We start from the raw sequence: 25,963 nt of genomic DNA on the forward strand, positions 1-25,963 counted from the left end.
GTGGAAAATAAAAATAAGCCTGCGGGATATAGGTCCCGCAGGCTTTCCTGCTGCTTGCTGCCCGGCTGCGCCTTATGGTAAAGGCCGCCTGTTCCTACTTTATATTATATTAACACAGCAAACAAAATGTGTAAAATTTTGTGAGGAAACTGTTATTTGCTAACCGATCTGCACAACATGCTGCACCGGGTAGCCCACTGCCGCCAGGCGTTCGGTAAAAGCTTTCACATCTTTAATATCGGCCCGGATAACCACTTCATACTGCCCCTCGTCGGTTGGGTAGCTGGCAAAGCTGCCGATGCTGATCCCGAACTCTTTGAACACGCCGGAAATATCATGAACAACGCCTAACCGGTCAGGCACTACAATACTTAAGCGGGTTTTCCCCTGCGGTAATCCCATGATGTCCACAAAGGTTTTAAAAATGTCGGTTTCGGTTAAGATTCCGACAACTTGCTGGTTCTGATCCATAACAACCAGGCCGCCGATCTTATGATTATACATAATCAGCGCGGCTTCTTCCACAGTAGCTTCCGCACTCACGGTCAGCACCTTTTTGGCCATAATGTCTTTAACCTGCATTTTAGACAAAAGATAGTTTAGTTCAAATACAGACAGCGAGGTGGCCGGTGAAGCCGATACTTCCCTAAGGTCCCTATCGGTGACAATACCCACCAGCTTGCCGTTATCCACCACCGGTAAACGGCGGAACTTGTTGCTGCGCATGATTTGCAGCGCATCCACAATAGTCATGGCAGACGTTATGGTAGTGGGATTGGGTGTCATTCGTTTGGATACGATCATAACATAACACTTCCCTGCATATGTATTTTAGCTATGGGTATTTGGGCGGCTGTTAGCCGCCCAAATAAGCTTTACGTATTTCTTCGCTTTCCGCCAATTCCTGGCCACTGCCTGACAGAATTATCCGGCCGGTTTCCAGTACATAAGCCTTATGCGCAATAGACAATGCCATATTGGCGTTTTGCTCCACCAACAGGATGGTAGTACCTGTTTCATTAATATCTTTAATGATGGAGAATATCTCTTTTATCAGGAGCGGTGCCAAACCCATCGAGGGTTCGTCCAGGAGTAAAATCCGGGGACGGCTCATCAGCGCCCGGCCCATGGCCAGCATTTGCTGCTCACCGCCGGAAAGCGTCCCGGCCAACTGACTGCGCCGTTCTGCCAGTCGGGGAAAACGTCCGAATACGATATCCATATCGGCTTTAATTTCTTTGGTATCAGAACGAAGATAGGCGCCCAGTTCCAGATTCTCCAGCACCGACATATGGGCAAATACCCGGCGGCCTTCCGGAACCTGTGAAATTCCCAGTTTAACGATATTTTGAGCCGCCATACCGGCAATGTCCTGGCCCTCAAAAATGATCTGACCGATTTTAGGCTTCAGCAGACCGGAAATGGTACGCAGTGTCGTGCTCTTACCGGCGCCATTAGCGCCGATTAAGGTTACGATTTCCCCTTGGTTAACATCAACACTAATGCCCTTTAAGGCGTGAATAGCGCCATAGTATACATTTATATTATCAATTTTTAACATTGTCATGGTCTATACCTCCTCGCCGAGGTAAGCCTCGATAACCCGCGGATTATTTTTGATTTCCTCCGGCGTTCCCGAAGCGATAATACTGCCATAATCAAGCACGTAAATGCGCTCACATACACCCATAACCAGACTCATATCATGCTCAATCAGGAGGATGGTCAGGTCAAACTTTGTTTTTATCCAGCGGATCATTTCCATCAGTTGCTGTGTTTCCTGGGGATTCATGCCGGCAGCAGGTTCATCCAGCAAGAGTAGTTTGGGCTGGGCGGCCAGGGCGCGGGCAATTTCCAGGCGGCGCTGCTCACCATAGGGCAAATTTTTGGCGATCTCATCTTTTTTATCGGCCAGCTGAAATATCTCCAGAAACTTTATGGCTTTTTCCTCAATTTCAGCCTCTTCCTTATGGTAACGACCGACGCGAAACAGCGATTCCATCAAACCATACTGCACGTGAAAATGATAGGCAATTTTAACATTGTCAAGCACACTTAAGTCGGCAAACAGCCTGATGTTCTGAAAAGTACGGGCAATACCGCGCTGCGTGATTTGATAAGGTTTAAGCCCGACAACGCTTTTGCCGTCAAACTCAATTTGTCCCTCTGTCGGCTCATACACCCCGGTTAAGAGATTAAATGCTGTTGTTTTACCCGCGCCATTAGGACCGATAAGACCAACCAGCTCGCCTGGCGCAATGTCGACTTCGAAATTTGATACCGCTCTTAAGCCGCCAAAGACTTTCGATAGCTTAGTTGCCTTGAGTAGAGCCATCTTTCTTACCTCCTGTCACGCGGCTAAACATTTTCAAGCTTAGCTCTTTGTTGCCAAACAGCCCCTGCGGCCGGTAAAGCATTAAAATAATGAGCAGCAGCGAGTAAATAATCATCCGCCACTCAGGATAACTGGCCAGTGCTGCCGAAATAAAGGTCAGCAAAACAGCGCCGGTAATACTGCCGCTAATGCTGCCCAGACCGCCCAGTACCACCATGGTCAAAATGTCAAACGACCGCATGAAGGTAAAGGAGGCCGGATGGGCAATGTAAAAGTAATGGGAAAACAGTGAGCCGGCCACACCGGCAAAAGCTGCCCCCATGGTAAAGGCCAATACTTTGTATTTTGTCGTATCCACACCCATGGCTTCGGCGGCAATTTCGTTTTCGCGAATAGAAATACAAGCCCGCCCATGTGTTGAATTAACAAAATTCTTAATAGCATATACGGTAAACACAACAAACGCAAATACCCAGGTAAAATCAGTATAGCGGGGAATGCCCATAAAGCCTGAAGCACCGCCAACATACTGAATATTGAGAATACAGATCCGGATAATTTCACCCAGACCTAATGTGGCAATGGCCAGGTAATCGCCATTTAACCGCAAGGTCGGCAAGCCAATCGCAAAGCCTAATACCCCGGCGGCCATTGCGCCGCCTAAAATAGCAGCTAAAAATGGCAACTGCATTTTCACCGTAAGCACGGCGCTTACATAAGCGCCAACCGCCATAAACCCGGCATGGCCGATGGAAAACTGACCGGTGAAGCCATTAATAAGGTTAAGGCTTACTGCCAAAATAATATTGATACCGATTAATATAATATTAAGCTGCCAAAATGAGCCGATAATATCGGCCATCATCAGGCCTTGGATACTAGCGTAAATGACCAAACAGGCCAATAATGCTTTCACATCTGTTTTAGTTTTGTTATTCACGGCCTGCCACCTACACTTTCTCCCGGATATTTTTACCCAAGAGGCCTGCCGGTCTCCATATTAAAATAATAATCAGGATGGCAAATGCTGCCGCATCCCGGAAAGTGGAGGACCAGAAGCCGCTGACCAATGCTTCGATAACACCCAAAATGGTGCCGCCAAGCATGGCTCCCGGAATATTGCCGATACCGCCCAGTACGGCGGCAACAAAGGCCTTTAGCCCAGGCATAATACCCATAAGCGGATCAATTGAGTTGTAGTAGATGCCGACAAGCACACCGGCTGCAGCTGCTAAAGCTGAGCCGATACCGAAAGTAAAAGAAATTACTTTGTCAACATTAATGCCCATAAGGCGGGCGGCATCGGTATCAAAGGATACGGCACGCATAGCCTTGCCCATTTTGGTGCGGTGTACGACATAGGTCAGAATGACCATAAGCAGCAGGGATACCCCTAAAATGACGATTTGCTGGCTGTTAATTACCAGGCCGCCAAAATTATAAATCTCCGCGGCAAATATTGCCGGGAACGTACGCGGCTGTGGTGTCACCAACAGCATTCCGCCATATTCCAAAAACAATGATACACCGATAGCCGTAATCAGTATGGCTATTTTAGGCGCATGCCGGAGTGGCCGGTACGCAACCCGTTCAATAACCATACCCAGGATACTGGCCATAGACATGGAAAAAATCAAGGCCGGCACAAAAGAAAACTTCAGTATCGATGTAGCAAAAAACCCTGCATAGGCGCCCACCATATAAATGTCGCCGTGGGCAAAGTTGATCAGCCTGATTATACCGTAAACCATAGTATAACCCAGTGCAATGAGCGCATAAATACTGCCCAGGGATATACCATTAATTAATTGTTGTCCTAACTGTACAATTATGTGTGAAGATTCCAATGCGCTCTCCCCTCTCCATTTCAAAATAGTATAGTGTGTTGAAGGGCCGGTTGGTCCGGATGGCCGGGGCAAGCCCCGGCCACAGGGAACGCAACGCACCCTTAATTAGGGATTAACCTTTTCTTTAAAGGTTTTATTGCCGTCTTTCATCTCAATAATTACGGCACTCTTAATCGGATCATGGTTGGCATCAAAAGAGATTAAACCGGAAACTGCCTGATAATCCTTGGTTTTGGCCAATTCATCCTTGATTTTGACCGGATCGGCACTGTTGGAACGTTTCATGGCTTCAATGACCATCATGGTAGCATCATAGGATAATGCCGCAAAGGCGTCAGGAGTTTGATTGTATTCTTTCTTATAAGCTTCAACGAAAGTCTGTACCGCCGGACTGTTGTCATCAGGCGAATAGTGATTGCTGAAGAAGGTATTATTTAAGGCTTGTGCGCCGCCGATTTCCGGCAGCTTAGCCGAATCCCAGCCGTCGCCGCCCAGGAAAGGCACTGTAAGACCAAGCTCGCGGGCTTGCTTAATAATCATGCCCACTTCCTGATAATAGCCGGGAACAAATACTACATCCGGATTCTGGGCCTTGATTTTGGTCAACGTGGCTTTGAAATCGGTATCTTTGGCCAGATAAGCTTCACTGGCAACAATTTTGCCGCCGTTTTTCTCGAAGGTTTCTTTAAAGAACTGGCCTAAGCCTTTAGCATAGTCACTGGAATTATCAATATATAAAGCTGCTGTTTTGGCTTTAAGCGAGTTTTGCGCAAAGGTAGCCATTACCGAACCCTGGAATGGATCAATAAAGGCGGCCCGGAAATTGAATTCGCGAACCTTGCCGGTATTAGGATCAACCGTAACTTTAGGATTGGATGCGGTCGGGCTGATTGCCAACACCTTATTGTCAGCATTAACCTGCGCTGCCGCAATTACACTGGATGAGGCAATAGGAGCAATAACCGCTACCACTTTATCTTGAGTAAGTAATTTTTGCATAGCATTGGCTGCCTCGGCTGCTTCGCTCTTATTGTCGGCAACTACCAGGGTAAGCTGCTTGCCCAATACGCCGCCTTTAGCATTGACTTCTTTAATTGCCAGTTTAGCGCCGTTTGTAGCCGACTGACCGAAAGTGGCGTTATTGCCGGTCATCTCCAAGTTGGCTCCAAACTTAATTACATCTTCCTTCTGGCCACCACAGCCGGCAACAAGCCCTGCCACCATAAGCACACCAACCATTACACTTACGAGCTTGAAGAATTTTGTCTTTACCATAGTTTCCCCTCCCAAAATACTAAATACGGATGCAGCTGGTCCGGGTAATATATGCACTATCTCCCGCCATACTGCTGGAGGACTCAGCAAACAATGTACGATAAGTCCTCCGGTTGCTAGCACTCCGTGTCCACTAACAACATATCATTGTATGCCATACAGTGTAATTATAGGGGTCTTGTCCATCGCTGTCAATACTCTCAGCATAGTACATCTGCTTCAATGTACACCATACACGGACATATTCCTATGGTTTCCTTTGAAGCCGGAAAGGGGGTAAGGCCTCCGCCTTCCCCCTTCACCGCATTGTATACTGACAGTGTCATTGAGTATCTGTTTTTTTGCATATCCCGGGTTAAGGACCAACAAGCGCAAGCAAGGTGCTTAGCCAGAAATTAACACCTTGTTCTTATTTGTTTTGCTATTAAGGGTTGATTTTCTCTTTGAACATTTGCTTTCCGTCTTTCATTTCAATAACTACCGCACTTTTAACCGGATTATGGTTAGCGTCAAGCGTCAGGATACCCGTACTTACCTGGAGGTTTTTCGTTTGTTCCAGGGCCTCACGGATTTTAGCCGGATCATCGCTGCCGGCACGTTTAATGGCGTCAATAATCATGATACCGGAATCATAACCAAGGGCAGCCAGCGCACTGGGCTCCTGCCCATACTCTTTTTTGTAAGCTTCCACAAATTTTACGATGTTAGGGTCTTTATCCTGCGAGGAATAGTGATTGCTGAAGAAACCGTTATTAAGGGCAGCTGCACCGGCAATTTCAACCAGCTTGCCATCGTCCCAGCCGTCGGTGCCCAGCAGTGGTACAGTAATTCCCAGCTCGCGGGCCTGTTTCACAATCTTGCCCACTTCTTCGTAATACGCCGGAATAAAGATAACATCAGGGTTGGTGGCTTTTATCTTGGTTAAAGTGGCTTTAAAATCTGTATCTTTTTGCAAGAAACCTTCTTTGGCTACGATCTTGCCGCCATCCTGCTCAAAAGCAGCTGCAAAAACCTCAGCCAGGCCTTTGGAATAATCAGAACTGCTATCCAGGTAGACAGCGGCGGTTTTGGCCTTAACCGACTTGATGGCAAAATCGGACATTACCTTGCCCTGGAAGGGATCAATAAAGCAGGCGCGGAAAACATAGGGACGCACCTTGCCATTGTCTACTGTAACTTTAGGGTTGGTCGCGGTAGCGGTTAGTACAGGAATTTTATGGTCTTCGGCAATCTGAAGGGTAGCCAGTACATTGGAGCTGGATACCGGCCCCAGTACTGTTACCACTTTATCCTGCGTGATAAGTTTGGTAATGGCATTGGCGGCTTCGGCCGGTTCTGACTTGTTGTCGGCCAGAATAAGGGTAATCGGCTTGCCAAGCACACCGCCGGCGGCATTGGCTTCTTTGAACGCCAGTTTAATTCCATTTGAGGTCTGGGTGCCAAAGTTGGCAATACCACCGGTCAGTTCATAGTTGCCACCGATTTTAATAACTTTTGAGTCAGCCGGTTTGGAGGTGGTCGAGCTGCCGCAGCCTGTTACTAAAGCTGCCAACATGGTAAAAGTTACTGCCAGACTGATCAATATCAGCCATTTTTTCTTCATACAGATTTCTCCTCTTTCCCTTTACAGATTTAGCTCATTCGTTACACTAAAACAGATTTCCGGGAAACCTACTGAGTTACCATTAAGCAGCAATATAGATTTGTAACGGCCGCGTCTCAACCCCCTTATACAAATTTACCTTCGTCCCCAATAACAGGATAATGTTTTTTACTTGTAGATGTTTGTGTTTATTATCCTGTAGCATTCATTATATTTGCAAATTATCAGAACTGTCAATATATTTATTTTTGTTCCCTGTATGCCTCTGCTTTCGCACAAAGAACATAACTCCCCTGACAGAATACATGGCCGGCATATAGCTGCCGCGTCAGATATAACGACACGGCAGCCAAAGGCCGGCCCGCTTTAAGACTTCCGGTTTCTATCAGCAGGAGTTATGCCTGAGTCTCCATTTATCGGTAAAATTTAATCGGTTCGGCATTTGTCTCCATATTCCAGACACCGCAGGGACAAATACCGGCACAAATACCGCACCCAATACAGCTTGCCGGATCTGACACATATTCGGCGCCATTTTCCCCGGCCAGCCGGGTGATGGCATTTTCCGGGCAGGATTTAAGGCACATATGGCAATCACGGCAAGTACCACAGCTAATGCAGCGGGCGTAGTCACCGCTGGCGTCAGGTACATCGCAGCTATGACATTTTTTAAAGTAGGCGGTACTCATCCGCTCTGCCGGAATCCTAATCTTCCCTGCAGGCATATAGGCGGCACTCCTCAGATAGGCGTCGGCAGCCAGGGCGGCCTCGCGGCCGGCACCGATGGCGTCCACCAGCCGACCGGGACGAATGGTGTCACCGGCCGTAAAGATACCGGGAGCCACACTATAATTACCGGCCGGTTGCAAAAAGCCGCGTTCCAAAGCAATACCGTCAGGCACAAAATCCAGATCAGGCACTTCACCAATAGCAATGATTACGGTATCGCCTTTAATCAGCTTGCCATCTTGCGTAATGATTCCCTCATCTGTCACCTCTTTGGTAAATACCGGCCAGCAAATTTCTCCGCCCAGCGCCTTAACGTGCGCCAGCTCCGCCGCGAAGGCAGCCGGCCGCTGCACGTCAATGCAGGTAACCTGTTCTGCGCCAAGGCCATAGGCCCCGACAGCCACATCCATGCCCGAGTTGCCGCAGCCGATAACGATGATCTGTTTACCAATAGCCGGTTTTTCTCCTTTGTTGATGGCTTTAAGGAAATCCAGACCTTTGATAATGCGTTCATGCCCCGGCCAGGGAATCACTTTGGTTACATGCGTCCCGGTGGCCACCACTACCGCATCATGACATTCTTTAATAGAAGTAAATTTTTCTTTGTCCACACTTACCCCGGTTTTATAGGCAACACCCATGGCCGCAATGCGGGCGATCTCCCGTGTCAGCGTCTCCTGCGGCAGACGGGAGCGCGGGATAACCTGCTCCATTTTACCGCCCATTTTTTCATCGGCTTCAAATACGGTTACCTTATGCCCCAGCCGCGCCAGCTGCCAGGCAGCTGTCAGTCCGGCAGCGCCGCCGCCGATGACGGCCACATGTTTGCCGGTTTCAGCCTCAGGCATAGGTACGTCAACGGCTGACGAATATCGTCCCAGTTTACCGATTTGCGCTGAAATATCCACGGTTTTGCGGGTACAGTCATCCATGCAGAGATTAGGGCATACTGCGCCGCACACAGAACCGGGGAAAGGTGTATATTCAAGCACCAGACGGTAAGCTTCCTCAATCCTGCCGTCCCGGAGCAAGTTGAAACGCTGCTGGGATGGGATTGAGGCCGTGCAGTTAAATTCGCAGGGGGCGCTATATTTTCCATTCTCCCAGACAGGGACGCGCCGGCGGTATTCTCCTGTCGCAACAGTATCGATAACGGTAAAGTCGTCGTCACAGACATCACTGAAAATACTGCCAGGCACCCAGGCACTGTTCCGGAAGGAAAACAGGTCGGTGTTGGCTTTTTTGGGACGTTCGTCATAAGAAAGCGGTACTACCTTGTGCCATTCCTGCCAGTCAGTCAGTTCTGTTCTTAGTTCCGGCCGGCCGACTGCATTCAGAAAGTCCTCCATTTTTCCGTCAAGATAGGCAATATCTTCTGCTGCCAACGGCAGAATCTTGGTATCTTTGGCCGATATGCCGCCGGCACTGCCCCGGAAGTAAACAATGCCTCCCACCATCCCGGTGCAAGCCCGGTCACCCAATACCGAATCAAACTGTTCACTGTCATAGCCGCACACTACGGCAATGCCGCCACCCATGAACTCAAAGGCAAAGCTGCCGACATTTTTAAGTACCCAGAATTCCGGCGCGTCAAACAGCGGGTCATGCTTCATCAGCGAACCGGAGCGGGTTCCCGCCCTGCCGCCGACATAAATTGTGCCGGCAGCGGCACAATGAGCAGCCGTATCGCCGCCATCGCCTTTTACGACAATCCGGCCGCCGGCGTTAAGCCAGCCGATATCGGCCGAGGCAGAGCCTTCCACAATAATTTCCGTTCCCGGCAAACACATGGAGCCTACCCGCTGACCGGCATTTTTGACCAGGAAGGTAAGCGGTTTTCCTTCCGGATGCCACAGCGGACCGCCAATATCATGCTGACCTGCCGCTTCAATATAAAATTCGGTTTCTCCCTGCGCCAACGCTGCATTAATGCTTTCTAAGAGGTCCTGCGTGGACATCCGGTTGTTACCGTCAATGGTATTTATTTTAAACATGCAGAGGTCCCCCTAACATACATATTGGATAGCCAGCTTGTCGGCAATGGCTTTATCGGTACTAACCAGGGCATCAGAGCGTCCCACAGGCAGCGAGCTGTTGCCGACAGGCGCCATAAGCTTTTTGAGTTCGCTGTCTAAGGCCAGCATGTAGTCAACAATGTTTTGCGCCGCTTTATCAATATCCAGACGCTTTACCAGCCGCGGGTTCTGGGTACAAATACCGGCAGGACAGTTACCGGTGTTGCAGGCATTGCAGCGGCCAAGTTCATTGCCGACGCAGCCGCACAGCTGAATCAGCATTTTGCCCATAAAGACACCATTGGCACCCAGACAGATGAGTTTGAAGGCATCGGCTGCCGCGTTGCCTGTTAAGCCTACGCCGCCGCCGGCCCATAACGGGATTTGTCCCTGGCGGCCCTGCTTAACCGCAGCAAGATAACATTCGCGGGCTTTGGACACCACCGGATGTCCGGTATGGTCAAGCGACACTTCATTGGCGGCGCCGGTCCCTCCCTGGATGCCGTCAATGAAAAAGCCGCCGCAAATTTTGTATGGGTCGCGCAGCAAGTTGTTATAAACGGAAACCGAGGTCGCTGAAGCCGCACATTTGATGGCAACAGGTACCCGGAACTTGAAGGCGGCATTCATGGACATAAACATCTTTTGTACCGACTCTTCAATCGAATACAGTCCCTGGTGATTAGGCGGTGATAACAGGTCGGCCTTAGGTACGCCGCGAATAGACTGTACCGGTTTAGATACTTTGGCTGCCGGCAATAGTCCGCCGTCACCCGGTTTGGCACCCTGGCCGATTTTGATCAGAATGCCGGCCGGGTCTGCCTTCATGTGCGGCAATGCCTGGATAATCCGGTTCCAGCCAAAATGACCTGAGGCAATTTGCAGAATCATATATTTCAGCTGCTCGGATTGCAGGAGCTTTTTCGGCATGCCGCCTTCACCGGAGCACATCCGCACAGGCAGATTATGTTTTTCGTTGAGATACGCCGTGGCCATGGCAACAGCTTCCCAGGCCCGGGTTGAAAGGGCACCAATAGACATATCGCTGAAGATTACCGGATAAATCCAGTTTACCGGCGGTGTCTGAGTCGTCAGTTTAAGTTCCCGGCCATCGGAAGCCAGCGGCAATTCATGGGGCAAAAGCACCCGGCCAAAAGGAGCCAGGATATCAAAAGTATGCCGTTCAGAGTCTAACGCCGGGTCGGTCATTTGCGAAATCCGGCCAACCACAATCCGGTCCAGTGTCCGGTCGCCGCCGCTAAGATTGTTGCGTCCGCCGCGTTTAACCGGCGAGCCGCCGCTCCGGTTGAGATAATTTATCCGTGAATCCAGGTTGCGCACAGGTTTAATGGCACTGTTCGGGCACACCTTTTCACACATGCCGCAGCCCACACAGGCGTTGCCTACAGCTGCCTTCTGCTTAATGACCGGAATGGCCATATGCCGCTGGCTGGGTTCAGGCTGGTGGCCGGTGGATACGGTAACAGACCGCCGCTCCATGGCCGCCTCTATTGCGTTAAAGGTACAGGCAGCCACACAGCTGCCGCACATGGTACAGCGTTCATGAACATATTGTAATTTCCACGGCAGATCATTAACGCTGACATCCTGCACTTTTACTGTTTCCATCGTTCCACCTCCAATTCCGAAGTAATAACTACAACTTCCCGTTCATTCGGATAAATATCAAGCTCCTGGTTACGGTTAGGCAAAATTTGATTTATACCGCAAACTTCCGAGGATATCGCAATAGTGGTACCGTCACCGCCCACAACTACCGGGCGCAGCTTTTTCGAGTCACAACAGGTCATCATCCGCCCATCAGGCAGCATAGCAATAATGGTATTAGGCCCGTTAATTTCCAGATGGCCTAAGGATTGGCGGATGGCTGTCAGCTCCCGGTGGTCTGCCCGTTTGGCAATCTCGGCAAAGGGCAGCGGCGTAATCACATGCTTGTAGTACTTTATCGGCCATTTGAGCACATCAAGAACATAATGCAAAGTATAAAGGAAGTTTTGCGAATCTGATTCAAAGCCGATATAGCCGCGATGCAGCGATTTTTGATATTCTTTATTTTTGGTATAAAAGGTATTTTCACCATTGGCACACAGCGTATATCCCTGCAAAAAGAAAGGATGGGCAGCATATCGCACAATCTCATAGTTGGTATTTTGCCGGCACTGCACAACAACATTTTTGGCCATTAAATCGCCGTTATTGTCCCATAATTTAAAATAGACGGCAATATCGCGGGGATCGCCAATTTCCTTTAAGGTTAAAACATCAGGCCAGAAAGAATAGACATAACCTTCTTCCTCCTTGGCTAACAGCTCCCTGAGGGCCAGGCGAATATCCAGCAGCAGTTCTGCTTTTGCCTCCTGGGTGGCCTGGCGATAATACTCAGGATAATCATAAGCCCGAAAAATATAATAAGGCATGGCCTTGATGTCAAGCCCTGTCTGACGGACACCTCGCGGAATCCACTCATGCACCGGGGTAAAGTTATTGGTTTCCATGAAAAGCTCTACCATAGAGGCGCCCTTTTGGGTACAAGCCAATGACAGTAACGGCTTATCCTTATAATCGGCAAATACTCCTTCCAAATCCTGCATGACCATGGCGAACCCGGAGTTGTCATGTCCTTCCTGCTGGGGCAGCATTAACTGTAACGCCAGTGACGGATGAAAGGCCACTTTACTTTTAATAGCTCCAATTCTACACATCCTACTTCTCTCCCACCCTCTTAGACTCGTTAAACGGCCGGCTGCTTTGCCGCGTCTGGCAGCCGGCCTTGCTCACAAGTCTTAATTTTTAAAGAATACACAGCTGGCTCCGAGCCTTTGGCGACAGCGGAAACCGGTGTTGCCCTTATCCTGCGTTTAAAGAAAGTTATACTTTCTGTTAGAATAAAGACAATAAAAAGACCTGGCGAAATATCCTAACCTAGGACTTTCCGCCGGGTCTTTTATACCCACGGTGTAGTGCTCGTTACGTCGCACCTGTGCCGCTTGGTCCAGCCCACTTTGCAGCGCGGAACCCTAGGCACACTCCTTAAAGTACGTTTGTACGTAACAGATGCACGACGCTGTACACTGTTTCTCTTGAGTATATTATAAAAACGAATTGTTATACTGTCAATATGCAAATTTAAAAAAAATTATTCTGAAAAATCCATGATTTTACGGCTTGGTCGACGAATATCACCTTCTCTTATTGTATATTTATTCATATCAAGATATTCCATGATTGGAACTGCAATTTTCCGGGAAGTGTTCAGAATATCTCGCAACTCTGCCACTGTTAAGGTCTCTTTCTCCTGAAAATATGTATGAATAAGCTGTACAATGTTTTGAATTGTTTTGCTGTATACAAACATATCTCCAAGCTTAATCAATACCCCTGCCCGGACCAGCTCACCATGGGCAACTTTAATTTTATCCGGCGGCAGACCAATTTTTTGCGCCAATAACTCCGGATCAATATTTATCAATCCAATATTTTCAAACGCAACTGCCGCTTTGGCCACAACCTCCTGCTGCCAGCCGCCATGACGCTCGGCGTGATTTTTTAATGCCAGCTGGCCGCCGTCGATTACCACTACACCGGTTTCCAGCCAGCAAGCAAGCAGGGTGTCAAAGTTTTTCTCCCCAAGGGACATTTTTTGCCGGACTATTTCTTTGGACAAACCATTCCGGTCAGGCTCACGTCTATGATAATCCTGCAAAATGCCGGTAACAGTATGACTCAGTCGCTCAAGAACCACAGTCGCAATATACGACTTGTCCAGCTTACGAATTTTTTCCGCCGCAGTCAGCCGCTCAATCGCCTGATTCACCGCCCGGTCAGGAAGATAGCCGCTCTGCCGTTTGATCTCCTCTTTTGTTAACAGTTGACGACTCTCTGCCAGACGATAATACAGGGAAGCCGCTTCGTCGGAGCACGCCACCGCTGCGGCTAAAGCAGTCCTGGCAGCAGTTAACCGCCTGGTATTACACCCGGGAGCGATCAAGGTCACACCGCCCAGCAGATGCTGTGGCGAATACAGTCTGATAATCCCCCTGTCGCCAGCCCCTGCGGCTAACGGCTGTTCCAAAATCAGCCGCATATAGCGATTATCCGTGCCTTTAAAGGAATAAATCCGGCCCAAAAACTCACCTGTTCCCAGATGCAGCCGGACCCGCAAACCGTTTTCCACTTCCTGCCGCCAGTCGGCGGCTACATCCCAGAGGCAGCTTATTTCACCGCGGGTGCTTGCACTGAGCATCATTCCCCGGGAAAGCTGTTCCTGTTCTATTCCCGTCAGATTAATGGCTGCCCGCTGGCCGGCAATAATATTGTCGGCTTTCTCACCATGCGATTCTAACCCGCGAATCCGTACAACCGTTTCTGCCGGGTATAACAGCAAGCTGTCACCCACACCGGCTTGCCCGCTCAGCACCGACCCGGTCACTACCGCGCCATGCCCCTTAACGGTAAACACCCTGTCAATCCACAGCCGGAACGGAGCGGTGCTGTCCCGGGCAGGTATTTTTTCCGCCAGTTCTGCCAGAGAGGCTTTAAGCCCCGCAAAGCCTTCGCCGGTTATGGCCGATACGCGGCAAATGGCGGCAGCCTGCAAAAAAGTATCTTTCATATATTCTCTTATTTCTTCTTCGACAAGTTCCAGCCATTCGCCGTCTACTTTATCAATTTTATTGATAACAATAATTCCCTGCCTGATGCCGTACAATTGGAGCATAGCCAAATGTTCTTTGGTCTGCGGCATAATCCCTTCATCGGCGGCAATTACCAGCATGGCCAGATCAATGCCGCCTGTGCCGGCCAGCATATTTTTAAGAAACCGTTCATGTCCCGGAACATCAACAATCCCTGCCTTTAGCTTATCGCCCAAAGACAGGGAGGCAAACCCCAGATCAATTGAGATGCCGCGCATTTGTTCTTCTTTCAGCCTGTCGGTCTCTGTCCCGGTCAAGGCTTTAATAATGGCCGATTTTCCATGGTCCACATGACCGGCCGTACCAATGATGACATACTTCATGCCCCAGGCCTCCATATCTCGCTGAGCGCTGCCGCAATTTCCTCCATATCTGTCTCAACCAGACAGCGCACATCGAAAATAATCCGCTCTTCCTGAATTCGGACAATAATGGGTATATTCCGCTGCCTCAGGCGGCTTTCAAGCTTATCAGCACTCATCCCCGGCATATTGACAGCCACACCATAGCCCCGCAAAGCGGCAAGCGGGAGCGCGCCGCCGCCGGCGGGTGAACTCAGCGGTACGACCTCGGCCGTCAGACCGCTTAGTTCCGGCTGCAGAATTAACCGGGTAAGCTGTATTGCCCGTTCTTTCAATATATCCTCAGCAATAGTAAGCATCGCTAATGCCGGTACAGTCTGTTCAGGCTCTCCCAGCACATATTCCATCAAAGTTCCTTCCAGGGCTGCTAACGATAGCTTGTCAATACGTACAGCCCGCAGCAGCGGCTGCTGTTTCATCATGGCCACATATCGGGCTTTGCCGGCAATAATACCAGCTTGCCCTGCGCCCAGCAGTTTATCGCCGCTAAAAGTAACTACATCAAAACCCAGCTGCAGCCGTTCTGCCACCGTAGGTTCTGTCTGTCCGCCGGCAGCCAGCGGCAGCAGTGTCCCGCTCCCTAAGTCTTCAATAACCGGCAATTGATAGCGATGCGCCAAAGCGGCCAGTTCCCGGCCGTCCGGTTGGGCTGTAAAACCAATGATGCGATAATTGCTGGTATGCACCTTTAAAATAGCCCCCGTATTGGGCCCAATGGCTTGTTCGTAATCTGACAAATGGGTTTTATTAGTGGTTCCCACTTCAACAAGGGTGGCGCCGCTTTGTCTGAGGACATCCGGAATGCGGAAAGAACCGCCAATTTCCACAAGTTCACCACGGCTGACAATAACCTCCCGCCCTTTCGTTACAGCGGACAAAACTAACAGCACAGCTGCTGCATTATTATTTACCACGATAGCATCTTCCGCGCCTGTTAACTGACACAGTTGCTCCGATACATGGGCATAACGGCTGCCGCGCCCGCCTGTTTCCGTATCATATTCCAGCGTGCTATAGCCTGCCATTACATCGGTTACACATTCCCTGGCCCGCCTGCCTAACGGCGCCCGCCCCAGATTGGTATGCAGCACTACGCCTGTGGCATTAATAACCCGGCGCAGGCTGGGACGGCTGCACCGGCTCAGCATTTCCCTGGCCTCAACCAGCAGGGCTGCCGGACTGCATTCCTGCTCAGAGTTCAGCCTGAGTGCCTCTCTGGCCTCAGCCGCCACCTGGCGCAAACAAGCAACCACCAGTTCGCGCGGATAGGCGTTGATCTCTTTATCGGCTGACGCAATCGACAGTAGCCGGTCGATCGACGGTATAGAACGTAACTTGTTATTCCCCTCCATCTATCTTGCTGCCTCCCTATTGTTCCTTAACTATTGATATAACCTGGTAAACATTTCATAGTGTATTCCTGTTTTCTGGCAAAAATTCCTGCCCGGATGTATAGATTATTGCTTTTTCACACATACTGGTAATAGTAAATATGCAACAGGAGTTTGCCTATGCTAAATAATCTTTTAAACTTTCCCCGTTTAAACAAATTAGCTCCGCCTAAGCCATCACCACCGGTTCCCGGGCCAAGCCGCGAATTAAAGTTTAATGTCACTCAAGCGAATGTTATGTACGATTTAGCCATTTCCATCCGTAATCTGATTGAAACCGCCAGGGCCGACGGAAATGACATTATCGTATTATGTATTGGTACCGACCGCTCAACAGGTGATTCTCTCGGTCCGCTAACCGGTACAAAACTAAAAACGCTTAATCTATTTCCCCACATTTACGGCACCCTGGACGATCCGGTACACGCCACCAATCTGGAAGACAAACTCAAATTTATTGGCAGTTCCTTCAGTCATCCTTTTGTCATTGCCGTAGATGCCTGCCTGGGAAAACTGGAGAATGTCGGCTGCGTGACACTGGGTCATGGCTCTGTTAAGCCAGGTGCTGCCGTCAACAAAAACCTGCCGCCGGTAGGGAATGCTTATATCACCGGTATTGTTAATGTTGGCGGCTTTATGGAACATTTGGTGCTGCAAAGCACCAGACTGAATCTGGTAATGAAAATGGCTGACACAATTGCCCATAGCTTATCTTTTGGTCTGGGCCGTTCACATACGCATTCACAAAACTGAAAATAAGCCGGCCTTGTAATAGCGCGCCAAACTTATACATTCTGGTAAATATAGAAAATCCCCGGGATACTTGTCGTCAAACAGTATTCCGGGGGTTTTTTATGATCATTTCACTCGTTTTCTGCGGCCGGTACTTCCTTAAGCATCTGACAGGCACCACGAAACACGGCGCCTTCGTTAATGGTGAGAGTACCCACCTTAATATCCCCATAAACTTTGGCGGTAGGCATAAGCTCCAGTTTATCCGTAGCCTCAATATTGCCGCTGATCATGCCGGCAACAAGTATGCTGCGGGCTTTGATCTGCGATTGGAGCTGGCCGCGTTCGCCAATTACCAGATCACCGGCTATAGTTAAATCCCCTTCATGCTGGCCATCAATACGAATGGTGCCTTGTGAAGTAATGCTGCCTTTAAAAGAAGTATCACTGCCAATAATAGTGCCGACTTGCTCGCCAATGTTACCGCTGCCTGCCTGCTTCTTCATGCCAAACATTAATGCTTAACCTCCTATTTTATAAAAAAGTTGACGGGTTAACAGCCGTGCCATTGACGCGAACCTCATAGTGCAGGTGCGGCCCTGTACTTATTCCTGTGCTTCCCATATGAGCGATGGTTTCACCTTTTTTAACCCTCTGGCCTGCTTCCACCAGGTTGCGGGAATTATGTCCGTAAATAGTGACAATGCCATTGCCATGATCAATTTCTATCATTTTACCGTAACCGCCATACCAGCCGCTATTGACAACCGTACCGTCGGCTGCGGCAACAATAGGCGTACCGATATCGTTAGCGATATCAATGCCCGGATGCCAACTGCTTCCCATACCCCAGGGCGAACTGCGCCAGCCGAAGCGGGAAGATACTTCGCCATTCGTCGGCCAAATGGAGGGCGTAACCGCTAAACGTTCATTTTTCTCTATTAACGCGTCTTTCAAATTGCTAAGACTTTTCTCCCGCTCACTTACTGATGCCTTAAGCTCGTTGACCAGGGTGGTCAACTGTTTAATATCCGGCTTGACCTCAGGCCCGCCTTGTCCGTTGTAGTTTGCGATACGTACCGGCGCCGAACGGGAAACAGCAGCCGACTCCTCACTGTTTACCATGCGGCGAAGGTCGCTGTCCAACTGGTTGAGACGGTTCATATTGTCCTGGAGCTCGGCAGTCGCCTTAGCCAGCTCTTCCAGCTCTACATTTTGCTTACTGCTCACTTCCCGCAATTGAACTAACTCGATCTTTTCCTGGGTGGCTATATTGGCCTGATACCGGTAATTTAACATTGTGCCGGAAAGTATCGTAAGACAGATACCCAGCGTTACTGCTGCGTATTTGACTATTTTTATAGGTATACGAAGACTAAATACCGATTTGCCATGATGGGGCACAATCATTAGTGTATATTCGCGCTTGTCAGGCTTCTGCATTTTTTGTTTCAACAAATATCACCTTCTTCGTAAAGTAGACTTAGCTTCAGGTGGATTTAACCCTTCTGAAGGTTCGTCGTCCTCATCCAAGGGCTTGTCCGCTCTAAATACCCTTTGTAACAACCCGAAATCTTAAAGCGGCTAGTCATTAGACAAGATTGCATTACTCCAACCCTGGTATTATTCGCCAAAAAACGCAAAAATCCTGCCAATCTATGAAATTTTTCCCAACGCTTTGTCTATAGCTTCTTTTTCTTCGCCTGTTAATAAATAGGTTGACTGACCGTTAACCACCGGTTTGGCATATACCCGCGACTCACTGCGCCCGTAAATGCTGGATAACACAACTCCATTCCTTTTGCTGTCAAGCAGTGCCAGGGAAAAGCTAAGGTCACTGCCAATCTCCTCAAACGCGCTAAAGCGTACAACACCTACATGTTGTACGGAGGCAGCGGCGACAGCCTGCAAACGGCGATATTCCCCGTCAAGCTGATTTACTTTGGTAACTGCCTGACGTACTTCTTCCATATGCACCTGCAGCAACCGCTCAATATTACCGCCGTCGATTCCTGTCATCATTCTCCGGTAACGCTTGTTAAGCTTATTCATTTTAATGCTAATATTAATAAAAACAAGTAAGGCCAAAAAAATTAAGGCTGTCAGTATAAGAAGTATATAGGGCAAATTAGCAGTAATTAATGCGGTATACTGCGATAAATCCACGTTAGTCATTGCATCACCTTTCTTTTTTGCGACAAAAGTTTCATACAAAATTCCGGGCATAGGATTATTAGCTATGATCAAATGTCAAAGCTGGATTTCACTGCTATTATGACCGGCAAATCCATGCGAAAGCCAACTATTACGCCTATACCGGCCAAAAGTAGGCTAAAGCGGCGGCAGCCGGTATGGCAGGCAGCAAATTGGCCAGCTTTATCTTTTTAATTTCCAGCATTAGTATGCTCACTCCGACAATAAGAATCCCGCCGGTTGCCGTTAATTCGGTAACCACCCGGTCAGACAGCACCGAGCTGAAAAATCCGGCAAGTAAAGTTATCGAGCCTTGGTATGCCAGAATGGACAGGCTGGAAAAGGTTACTCCCACCCCCATACTGGAGGCAAATACAATCGAAGTAATCCCATCCAGTAACGATTTGGCGTATAAGGTACTGGTATCTCCGGTTAAACCGTCCTGGATTGCCCCAACAACCGCCATGGCACCAATACAATATACTAAACTGGCAGTAACAAATCCGTGCCCGATATTGTTTTGTCCGGGCTGGTCTTTGCCTCCCAGTTTCTCTGACAGCCAATTACCTATTTGGTTTAAACCGCCATCAATATTGAGCGCTTCTCCGATAACTGCCCCGGCAGCTAACCCCAAAATAACGATAAGCATATTCTCTGTCTTAAATGCCATCTGCAGGCCAATGACACCGACGGCCAGCGCCATCCCGTGCATGATGGTATTCTGATATTTCTCGGGAATACCGCGTTTTAGCACCAGGCCCAAGCCTGAGCCAACGACTACAGCCGCGACATTAACTAAAGTCCCTTTCATGAATGAATCCTCCCTGAGCGGCAATTTCGCGAATGGCGGCAAGCGCCTGCTCAATTTCTTGTTGTGTATTGAAATATCCCGGACTTAGGCGCACAGTGCCGGTCTCGAGCGTACCGATGGTTTTATGCGCCCAGGGTGCGCAATGTAAGCCGGAACGGCAGGCAATGGCATACTGCTGGTCAAGCAGGTGCGCTATCTGCCCACTGTCCTGCCCTTTCAGGGTAAACGAAACCACTGCCGTCCGTCCTAAAAGATCAAGCCTGCCATAGACACTGGCTGCCGGTATTGCCAGCAAGCCTGCCAGTAATTGTCCGGTCAGCTCCATTTCTTTCGCCCGGATAGCAGCCTGACCGGTTTGCAGAATAAATTGCACTCCGGCATTAAGTCCGGCAATACCAGGTGTATTGGGTGTACCACTTTCCAAGCTGTCAGGCATAAACTCCGGCTGCAAATCAGATTCAGACAAGCTGCCGGTACCGCCAACCCTCAGCGGCCGTACGGTAATAGCCTCATGGATATACAAGCCGCCTGTCCCTTGCGGGCCAAGCAACCCTTTATGCCCGCTAAAAGCCAGGATATCAATCCCCATATCTGCTACATGGATATCCTCCACACCGGCGGTTTGTGCCGCATCAACCACCAGCGCAACACCTTGCTCTTTTGTTAGTTTACCTACCTCGGCAACCGGCATAATAGTACCGGTAACATTAGAGGCGTGGGTCATCACCACCGCTTTCGGCTTTTGCCTGATGGCTGCTGCCATTGCCTGCATATCAAGCTGCCCGGTCGAATCACAGGGAATTACATGAATCGTTACCCCTCGCGACTGGGCAAGCCGAAGCGTTCTGGCTACAGCATTATGCTCCATGGATGTAGTCACAATGCTGTCACCCGGATCTGCCAATCCCATAACCGCCATACTGATGGCATCGGTAGCATTATAGGTAAAGACCAGTTGATTGGCATCGGCAATGCCAAATAGCTCCGCTAAAGCTTCGCGGGTTTCATATAATAACAAGCTGGCCGCCCGCGCCATGCCATGTCCGCCACGTCCGGGATTAGCCCCCCTTGTTCGCAGGCACTGATCTACCGCCTGATACACACTTTCCGGTTTAGGCCACGTCGTAGCGGCATTATCAAGATATATCACAATTCGTTCAGCCCCTACTCTGTCAAAATCATTTGTGCCAGCGGAAAAGGCGCAAGCGCCCGGTGCAAGATGCCATGAAGGTGAGCAATCAACAAGCCGTAATTTACTATTGGCACCCCTGCTTCTCTGGCCGTAGCCAAACGATACAGCATTTCCCGGCGATTGAGCATACATCCGCCACAATGTACAATCAATTTATATTTTGTCAAATCCGGCGGAAAAGTCCCGCCAGACACCCATTCAAATTCCAGTTCGCCACCGACATTCTGTCTAAGCCAGCGAGGAATTTTCATTTTCCCGATATCGTCAGCCTGACGGTGATGGGTACAGCCTTCCGCTATGAGCACCTTATCGCCCGGCTCCAGACTGTCAATGGCTTTAGCACCCGTTACCAGGGTTTCCAGGTCACCTTTATGACGCGCCAGGAGAATCGAAAATGAGGTTAGCATCACACCCGGCGGCGTATCTGCGCCTACTTTCATAAATTCCTGCGAATCAGTAACCACCAAATGCGGCGGCTGCTTTAAACCCGCTAATGCTTCTTTGAGCTCGCGTTCCTTAACCACAACAGCACAGGCGTCATTGTCCAAAATATCCCGGATGGTCTGCACCTGCGGTAAAATCAAGCGCCCTTTAGGCGCTGCCAAATCAATGGGAACAACCAAAACGACAGTGTCTCCCGGTGAAACCAAATCACCAATCAGCGGCGGCCCTTCCCAATCATCAGGAGCCAGCTTAATCATGAGACGTTTTAGTTCCTCAATTCCCTGACCGGTTTTGGCACTAATGCCAATCAACGGCACATCTATCTCGACACTCCACTGTGCCAGCTGCTCCGGACTTATTGACAGCAAATCACTTTTATTGATTACACCGGCAATCGGCAATTTACGTTTTCTGATTGCTTTAACAAGCTCTTTTTCAAACTCTGTCACACCTTGTTCCGGCTCAATTACCATAACTGCCAAATCGGTTTTATTAAGCACTTGCATGGTTCGTTCTACCCGCAGTGCACCTAAATCTCCCACATCATCAATACCGGCTGTGTCAATAATCATGACCGGACCAATCGGCAATATTTCCATGGCTTTATATACCGGATCAGTGGTAGTGCCTGGCACATCAGAAACCAGAGCAATATCCTGACTGGTAAGAGCGTTGATTAAACTGGACTTACCGGCATTTCGCCGGCCAAAGATGGCAATATGCAGCCGGGAACCTTTCGGTGTTTCTTCCATATTATTTCCCCCTATTTTCGTGCTCCGGCAATACCCGGTCTAGTCATAGCCCGCGGGTCCAGGATGGCGTCAAGCTGTTGTTCAGACAATACGGCCAGTTCAATGGCGGCTTGCCGCACTGTTATTTTTCCCTCCATGGCTCTGCGCGCCACCTTAGATGCCAAATCATAACCAATATGCGGCACCAGTGCTGTTACGCTAACCTGGCTGTTATGCAATAAGTTTTGACAGCGTTCGACCTCTGCCGTTATTCCCTGTACACAAAATTCATTGACAACTTTTACAGTATTCTTTAAGATGGTCAGACTTTCCAACAGATGATGCGCAATAAGTGGCATAAATGGGTTCAGTTCAAGCTGACCTGATTGTGCCGCCATAGCAATGGCCATATCGGAGGCCATAACATGAAAGACAGTTTGGTTAACAGCTTCCGGGATTATCGGGTTAACTTTGCCAGGCATGATGGAAGACCCGGCCTGCCGTTCAGGCAGTCGTATCTCACCCAAACCGGCACATGGTCCTGATGACATTAATCTAAAATCATGCGCCATTTTACCTAAATTGACAGCCAACGCTTTTAGCAGCCCGGATACTTCCACAAATACATCAGCATTTTGAATAACATCAATCATGTTTTCCGCTCTGGCTACGCCCACACCGGCATACTGCCGTACCCGTTCATTAACCATAAATAAATATTTCTTATCCGCATTGAGCCCGGTACCAATGGCAGTACCACCTAAACCAACCTGACGCAGTCGTTCCTCAACTTTGTACAAGCGCCAGCGGTCACGGGCGATTGCACTGGCATAGGCACTAAACTCCTGTCCTAACATAACCGGCACAGCATCCTGCATTTCCGTTCGGCCAACCTTGATAATTCCGGCAAACTCGGCTTCTTTGGCCTGCAGCGCCTCTTGCAACGCTGCACAACCATCGCTCAAAGGCTTCAGCAGCCAAATGGCGGCAATTCTGAGGGCTGTCGGATAAACATCATTGGTAGACTGATGCATGTTAACATGATTAAGGGGGTGAATCAGCGAATAATTGCCGCGCTGCCCGCCCAGAAATTCGATAGCCCGGTTTGCCAGCACTTCATTGACATTCATGTTTGTCGAAGTTCCTGCCCCTCCCTGTAACGCATCAACGACAAACTGTTCCTCCCACTGTCCGTCCATAACCTCATCTGCTGCTAAGGCTATCGCGTGGGCCTTATCATTCGGTAAATACCCCAGTTCGGCATTAACCTCAGCCGCTGCTTTTTTGATTAGCGCAATGGCTTTAATCAGCACTACCGATACTTTATAACCGGAGAGAGGAAAATTTTCTATTGCCCGCAAGGTATGAATACCATAATATACGTCTGCCGGCACTTCCCGCTCACCCAGCAAATCTTTTTCCAGGCGCATCCTCACGCACCTCCGTCACCAAGAATCCCTTGCTAATGTTTCACGTGAAACATCTACAGCACCAGCCACTACTATGCCGCTACCGTAATTTGGCCTAACTGCTACACAATTAATTGTCCATGAAATTTAGAACCAGCTACTTCCTGACGAGTAGATAGCATTTCCATAATGCGTTCTAAATCTTCATTGGAATAGTACTCAATTTCAATCTTGCTTTTTAATTTGCCGGGTTTAATTCTAACTTGTGTACCAAGTAATACTTTTAATCGGTCCTCAAATTCATTCATGAAGAATTGATCTTCCTGTATCTCCTGCTTTGGCTCAGCCGGTTTTACCGGACGGCGAGCTGCCAGGCGGCGTACCAACTCTTCAGCGTCACGCGCCGAAAGATCCTCTTCCATAATTTGATTAGCCGCATCTAGTTGAAGTTCCGGATTTTCTAAAGCAAGCAGCGGGCGAGCCTGTCCCATATTTAATGTTCCACGTGAAACAAAACTCTGCACTTCAGGATGAAGCTTGAGTAATCTAACGGTATTGGCAATCATTGAGCGACTGCGCCCAATTCTTTGCGCCACCTCTTCCTGGGTGAGGCCAAATTCCTCCATCAGGCTGCGGAAAGCCATAGCTTCTTCAATTGCATTCAGGTCACGGCGTTGAAGATTTTCAATAAGCGCTATTTCCATCATTTCCGCATCGGTATATTCACGTACCACTGCCGGAATCATTTTCAATCCGGCTATTTGGGAGGCGCGCCACCGCCGTTCACCGGCCACCAGTTCATAGCCGCTAAGGGTCTTTCTCACTACTACCGGCTGAATAACCCCATGCTGCTTAATTGACTGCGCCAGTTCTGCCAATGCTTCTTCATCAAAATCCCGCCGGGGTTGATGCAGGTTGGGAGTAATATCTTTGATTGCAATCTCATTCACCGGTTCGTTAGTATCTATAGCCTGCGCTGCATCAGGTGCAGCAAATAAGGCATCCAGCCCTCTACCCAATCCACGTTTACTCATCACCAATCACCTCACGTGCTAAATCAAAATAGACTTCCGTCCCTTTTGATTTAGGATCATATTTTATCACCGGTTGCCCATGGCTGGGAGCCTCGCTTAAGCGAACATTTCTCGGCACAATGGTTTGATACACCTTATGCCGGAAATGATTTTTCACCTCGTCAACAACCTGAATCGACAAATTAGTCCGGGCATCAAACATGGTAAGTACGACCCCTTCCAGGGTAAGCACCGGATTGAGATTTTTCTGGACCAAACTAACGGTATTCATTAGCTGGGTCAACCCCTCCAAAGCATAAAATTCGCATTGAATGGGTACAAGCACAGAATTAGCTGCTGTCAACGAGTTGATGGTAAGCAGGCCTAACGAAGGTGGACAATCAATTAATACATAGTCATAAGCAAACTTAGCCTTATCAAGTGCCCGCTTAAGTTTTCCCTCCCGTGACATCATTGATACCAGTTCAATTTCTGCACCGGCTAATTGAATGGTAGCCGGCAGTAATTTAAGCTTATCAATTTGAGTTTGGACGACAATGGATTCAACCGGAACATCATTAACCAGAGCATCATAGACACAACGTTTAATAGTCCCCTTATTGAAGCCCAACCCACTGGTAGAGTTACCCTGGGGGTCTATATCGATAAGTAATACCTGTTTGCCCAACTCAGCCAAACAGGCCGCGAGATTGACCGCAGTCGTGGTTTTACCGACCCCGCCTTTTTGATTGGCGATAGCAATCACTTTAACCAAGCTTTTTTCACCTCAAAATAGTGACTCATCCGGCAGGGTTATGGAGTATAGCGCCGAGCATTTTTGTCGTCAGGCGCGGCGAAGGAGGCGCGCATATCGGACATATGTAAGCCGACACCAACAAAGCATGGCGGCAAAAAGGCATATACTTCATGGTCTTGCCGGATGAGGCAATAATTAGTTCCATCTTTTCATTCCACATATCTGCGCAATTTCCTGCCAAAAACTGCTGCAAAGTAGAACTTACAGTAAAGGAAGTTTTACTTTGCAGCATAATATTTTCTTAATATATTACATAATTAAATAGTTATGTTAATAACAAGATCGTAAACTGTTTAATCCGCTAAGTCTTACTTTAACTAATCAGCAAAATATACTATAATGCTAATAA

The 25,963-nt window shown here is 48.9% G+C and carries 22 protein-coding genes and 1 riboswitch; of the genes, 1 reads left to right on the top strand and 21 read right to left on the bottom strand.

Features of this window, described 5'->3' with window-relative positions:
* Positions 1–28: 28 nt before the first annotated feature.
* A riboswitch (NiCo riboswitch) is annotated at positions 29–106 on the bottom strand.
* A 53-nt stretch (positions 107–159) separates the two neighbouring features.
* The 12 genes from SPSPH_RS22870 to selA all read right to left on the bottom strand — a co-directional run bounded on the left by SPSPH_RS22870 (position 160) and on the right by selA (position 16,233).
* The gene (locus SPSPH_RS22870; RefSeq protein WP_075756469.1) at positions 160–804 is read right to left on the bottom strand and encodes a CBS and ACT domain-containing protein; all 645 of its coding nucleotides are present in this window, start codon (positions 802–804) and stop codon (positions 160–162) included.
* A 52-nt stretch (positions 805–856) separates the two neighbouring features.
* Positions 857–1,561 (bottom strand): ABC transporter ATP-binding protein, encoded by a 705-nt coding sequence (locus tag SPSPH_RS22875; protein WP_075756562.1) that lies wholly within the window; start codon positions 1,559–1,561, stop codon positions 857–859.
* Between the two features lie 9 nt (positions 1,562–1,570).
* Positions 1,571–2,335 carry an ABC transporter ATP-binding protein gene (locus tag SPSPH_RS22880; protein WP_075756470.1) on the bottom strand — a complete coding sequence of 255 codons (765 nt, stop codon included), beginning with the start codon at positions 2,333–2,335 and terminating at the stop codon, positions 1,571–1,573.
* Positions 2,313–3,275 carry a branched-chain amino acid ABC transporter permease gene (locus SPSPH_RS22885; protein WP_075756471.1) on the bottom strand — a complete coding sequence of 321 codons (963 nt, stop codon included), beginning with the start codon at positions 3,273–3,275 and terminating at the stop codon, positions 2,313–2,315. The genes SPSPH_RS22880 and SPSPH_RS22885 overlap by 23 nt, the downstream gene beginning before the upstream one ends.
* A 10-nt stretch (positions 3,276–3,285) precedes the next feature.
* Positions 3,286–4,182, bottom strand: a complete 897-nt coding sequence (locus SPSPH_RS22890; protein ID WP_083945593.1) for a branched-chain amino acid ABC transporter permease — start codon at positions 4,180–4,182, stop codon at positions 3,286–3,288.
* 105 nt (positions 4,183–4,287) lie between these two features.
* The gene (locus SPSPH_RS22895; protein WP_373325934.1) at positions 4,288–5,421 is read right to left on the bottom strand and encodes an ABC transporter substrate-binding protein; all 1,134 of its coding nucleotides are present in this window, start codon (positions 5,419–5,421) and stop codon (positions 4,288–4,290) included.
* Positions 5,422–5,881: 460 nt separating this feature from the next.
* On the bottom strand, positions 5,882–7,060 hold the full coding sequence (locus SPSPH_RS22900; RefSeq protein WP_075756473.1) for an ABC transporter substrate-binding protein: 1,179 nt from the start codon (positions 7,058–7,060) through the stop codon (positions 5,882–5,884).
* A gap of 413 nt (positions 7,061–7,473) precedes the next feature.
* Entirely contained in the window at positions 7,474–9,783 is a 2,310-nt protein-coding gene (locus SPSPH_RS22905) for an FAD-dependent oxidoreductase (protein WP_075756474.1), read from the bottom strand.
* Between the two features lie 12 nt (positions 9,784–9,795).
* Positions 9,796–11,433, bottom strand: a complete 1,638-nt coding sequence (locus SPSPH_RS22910; RefSeq protein WP_075756475.1) for a glutamate synthase-related protein — start codon at positions 11,431–11,433, stop codon at positions 9,796–9,798.
* A complete protein-coding gene (locus SPSPH_RS22915; RefSeq protein ID WP_075756476.1) occupies positions 11,421–12,527 on the bottom strand; it encodes a glutamate synthase in 1,107 nt (368 codons plus the stop codon). The genes SPSPH_RS22910 and SPSPH_RS22915 overlap by 13 nt, the downstream gene beginning before the upstream one ends.
* A gap of 434 nt (positions 12,528–12,961) precedes the next feature.
* Complete coding sequence (gene selB, locus SPSPH_RS22920) at positions 12,962–14,842, bottom strand: selenocysteine-specific translation elongation factor (protein WP_075756477.1); 1,881 nt, start codon at positions 14,840–14,842, stop codon at positions 12,962–12,964.
* Entirely contained in the window at positions 14,839–16,233 is a 1,395-nt protein-coding gene (gene selA / locus SPSPH_RS22925; RefSeq protein ID WP_075756478.1) for an L-seryl-tRNA(Sec) selenium transferase, read from the bottom strand. Before selA ends, selB begins: the two co-directional genes overlap by 4 nt.
* A gap of 159 nt (positions 16,234–16,392) precedes the next feature.
* Here selA and yyaC point away from each other — a divergent pair, with 159 nt between their 5' ends.
* Complete coding sequence (yyaC, locus tag SPSPH_RS22930; protein ID WP_075756479.1) at positions 16,393–17,025, top strand: spore protease YyaC; 633 nt, start codon at positions 16,393–16,395, stop codon at positions 17,023–17,025.
* Positions 17,026–17,135: 110 nt separating this feature from the next.
* Here the strand turns inward: yyaC and SPSPH_RS22935 are convergent, their stop codons facing one another.
* The 9 genes from SPSPH_RS22935 to SPSPH_RS22975 all read right to left on the bottom strand — a co-directional run bounded on the left by SPSPH_RS22935 (position 17,136) and on the right by SPSPH_RS22975 (position 25,572).
* Positions 17,136–17,519 (bottom strand): bactofilin family protein, encoded by a 384-nt coding sequence (locus SPSPH_RS22935; RefSeq protein WP_075756480.1) that lies wholly within the window; start codon positions 17,517–17,519, stop codon positions 17,136–17,138.
* Between the two features lie 19 nt (positions 17,520–17,538).
* Complete coding sequence (locus SPSPH_RS22940; RefSeq protein ID WP_223226263.1) at positions 17,539–18,462, bottom strand: M23 family metallopeptidase; 924 nt, start codon at positions 18,460–18,462, stop codon at positions 17,539–17,541.
* Positions 18,463–18,660: 198 nt separating this feature from the next.
* On the bottom strand, positions 18,661–19,179 hold the full coding sequence (locus SPSPH_RS22945; protein WP_223226262.1) for a DUF4446 family protein: 519 nt from the start codon (positions 19,177–19,179) through the stop codon (positions 18,661–18,663).
* Between the two features lie 136 nt (positions 19,180–19,315).
* Positions 19,316–20,008 carry a DUF554 domain-containing protein gene (locus SPSPH_RS22950; protein WP_075756482.1) on the bottom strand — a complete coding sequence of 231 codons (693 nt, stop codon included), beginning with the start codon at positions 20,006–20,008 and terminating at the stop codon, positions 19,316–19,318.
* Positions 19,989–21,158 (bottom strand): aminotransferase class V-fold PLP-dependent enzyme, encoded by a 1,170-nt coding sequence (locus SPSPH_RS22955; RefSeq protein ID WP_075756483.1) that lies wholly within the window; start codon positions 21,156–21,158, stop codon positions 19,989–19,991. Before SPSPH_RS22955 ends, SPSPH_RS22950 begins: the two co-directional genes overlap by 20 nt.
* Before the next feature lie 14 nt (positions 21,159–21,172).
* Positions 21,173–22,396 carry a [FeFe] hydrogenase H-cluster maturation GTPase HydF gene (hydF, locus tag SPSPH_RS22960; protein WP_075756484.1) on the bottom strand — a complete coding sequence of 408 codons (1,224 nt, stop codon included), beginning with the start codon at positions 22,394–22,396 and terminating at the stop codon, positions 21,173–21,175.
* Positions 22,397–22,407: 11 nt separating this feature from the next.
* A complete protein-coding gene (locus tag SPSPH_RS22965; RefSeq protein WP_075756485.1) occupies positions 22,408–23,805 on the bottom strand; it encodes an aspartate ammonia-lyase in 1,398 nt (465 codons plus the stop codon).
* A gap of 101 nt (positions 23,806–23,906) precedes the next feature.
* A complete protein-coding gene (locus SPSPH_RS22970) occupies positions 23,907–24,818 on the bottom strand; it encodes a ParB/RepB/Spo0J family partition protein (protein WP_109298154.1) in 912 nt (303 codons plus the stop codon).
* The gene (locus tag SPSPH_RS22975; RefSeq protein WP_075756487.1) at positions 24,811–25,572 is read right to left on the bottom strand and encodes a ParA family protein; all 762 of its coding nucleotides are present in this window, start codon (positions 25,570–25,572) and stop codon (positions 24,811–24,813) included. Before SPSPH_RS22975 ends, SPSPH_RS22970 begins: the two co-directional genes overlap by 8 nt.
* Positions 25,573–25,963: the final 391 nt, after the last annotated feature.

This window comes from Sporomusa sphaeroides DSM 2875 (genome assembly GCF_001941975.2).
Lineage (GTDB): Bacteria > Bacillota > Negativicutes > Sporomusales > Sporomusaceae > Sporomusa > Sporomusa sphaeroides.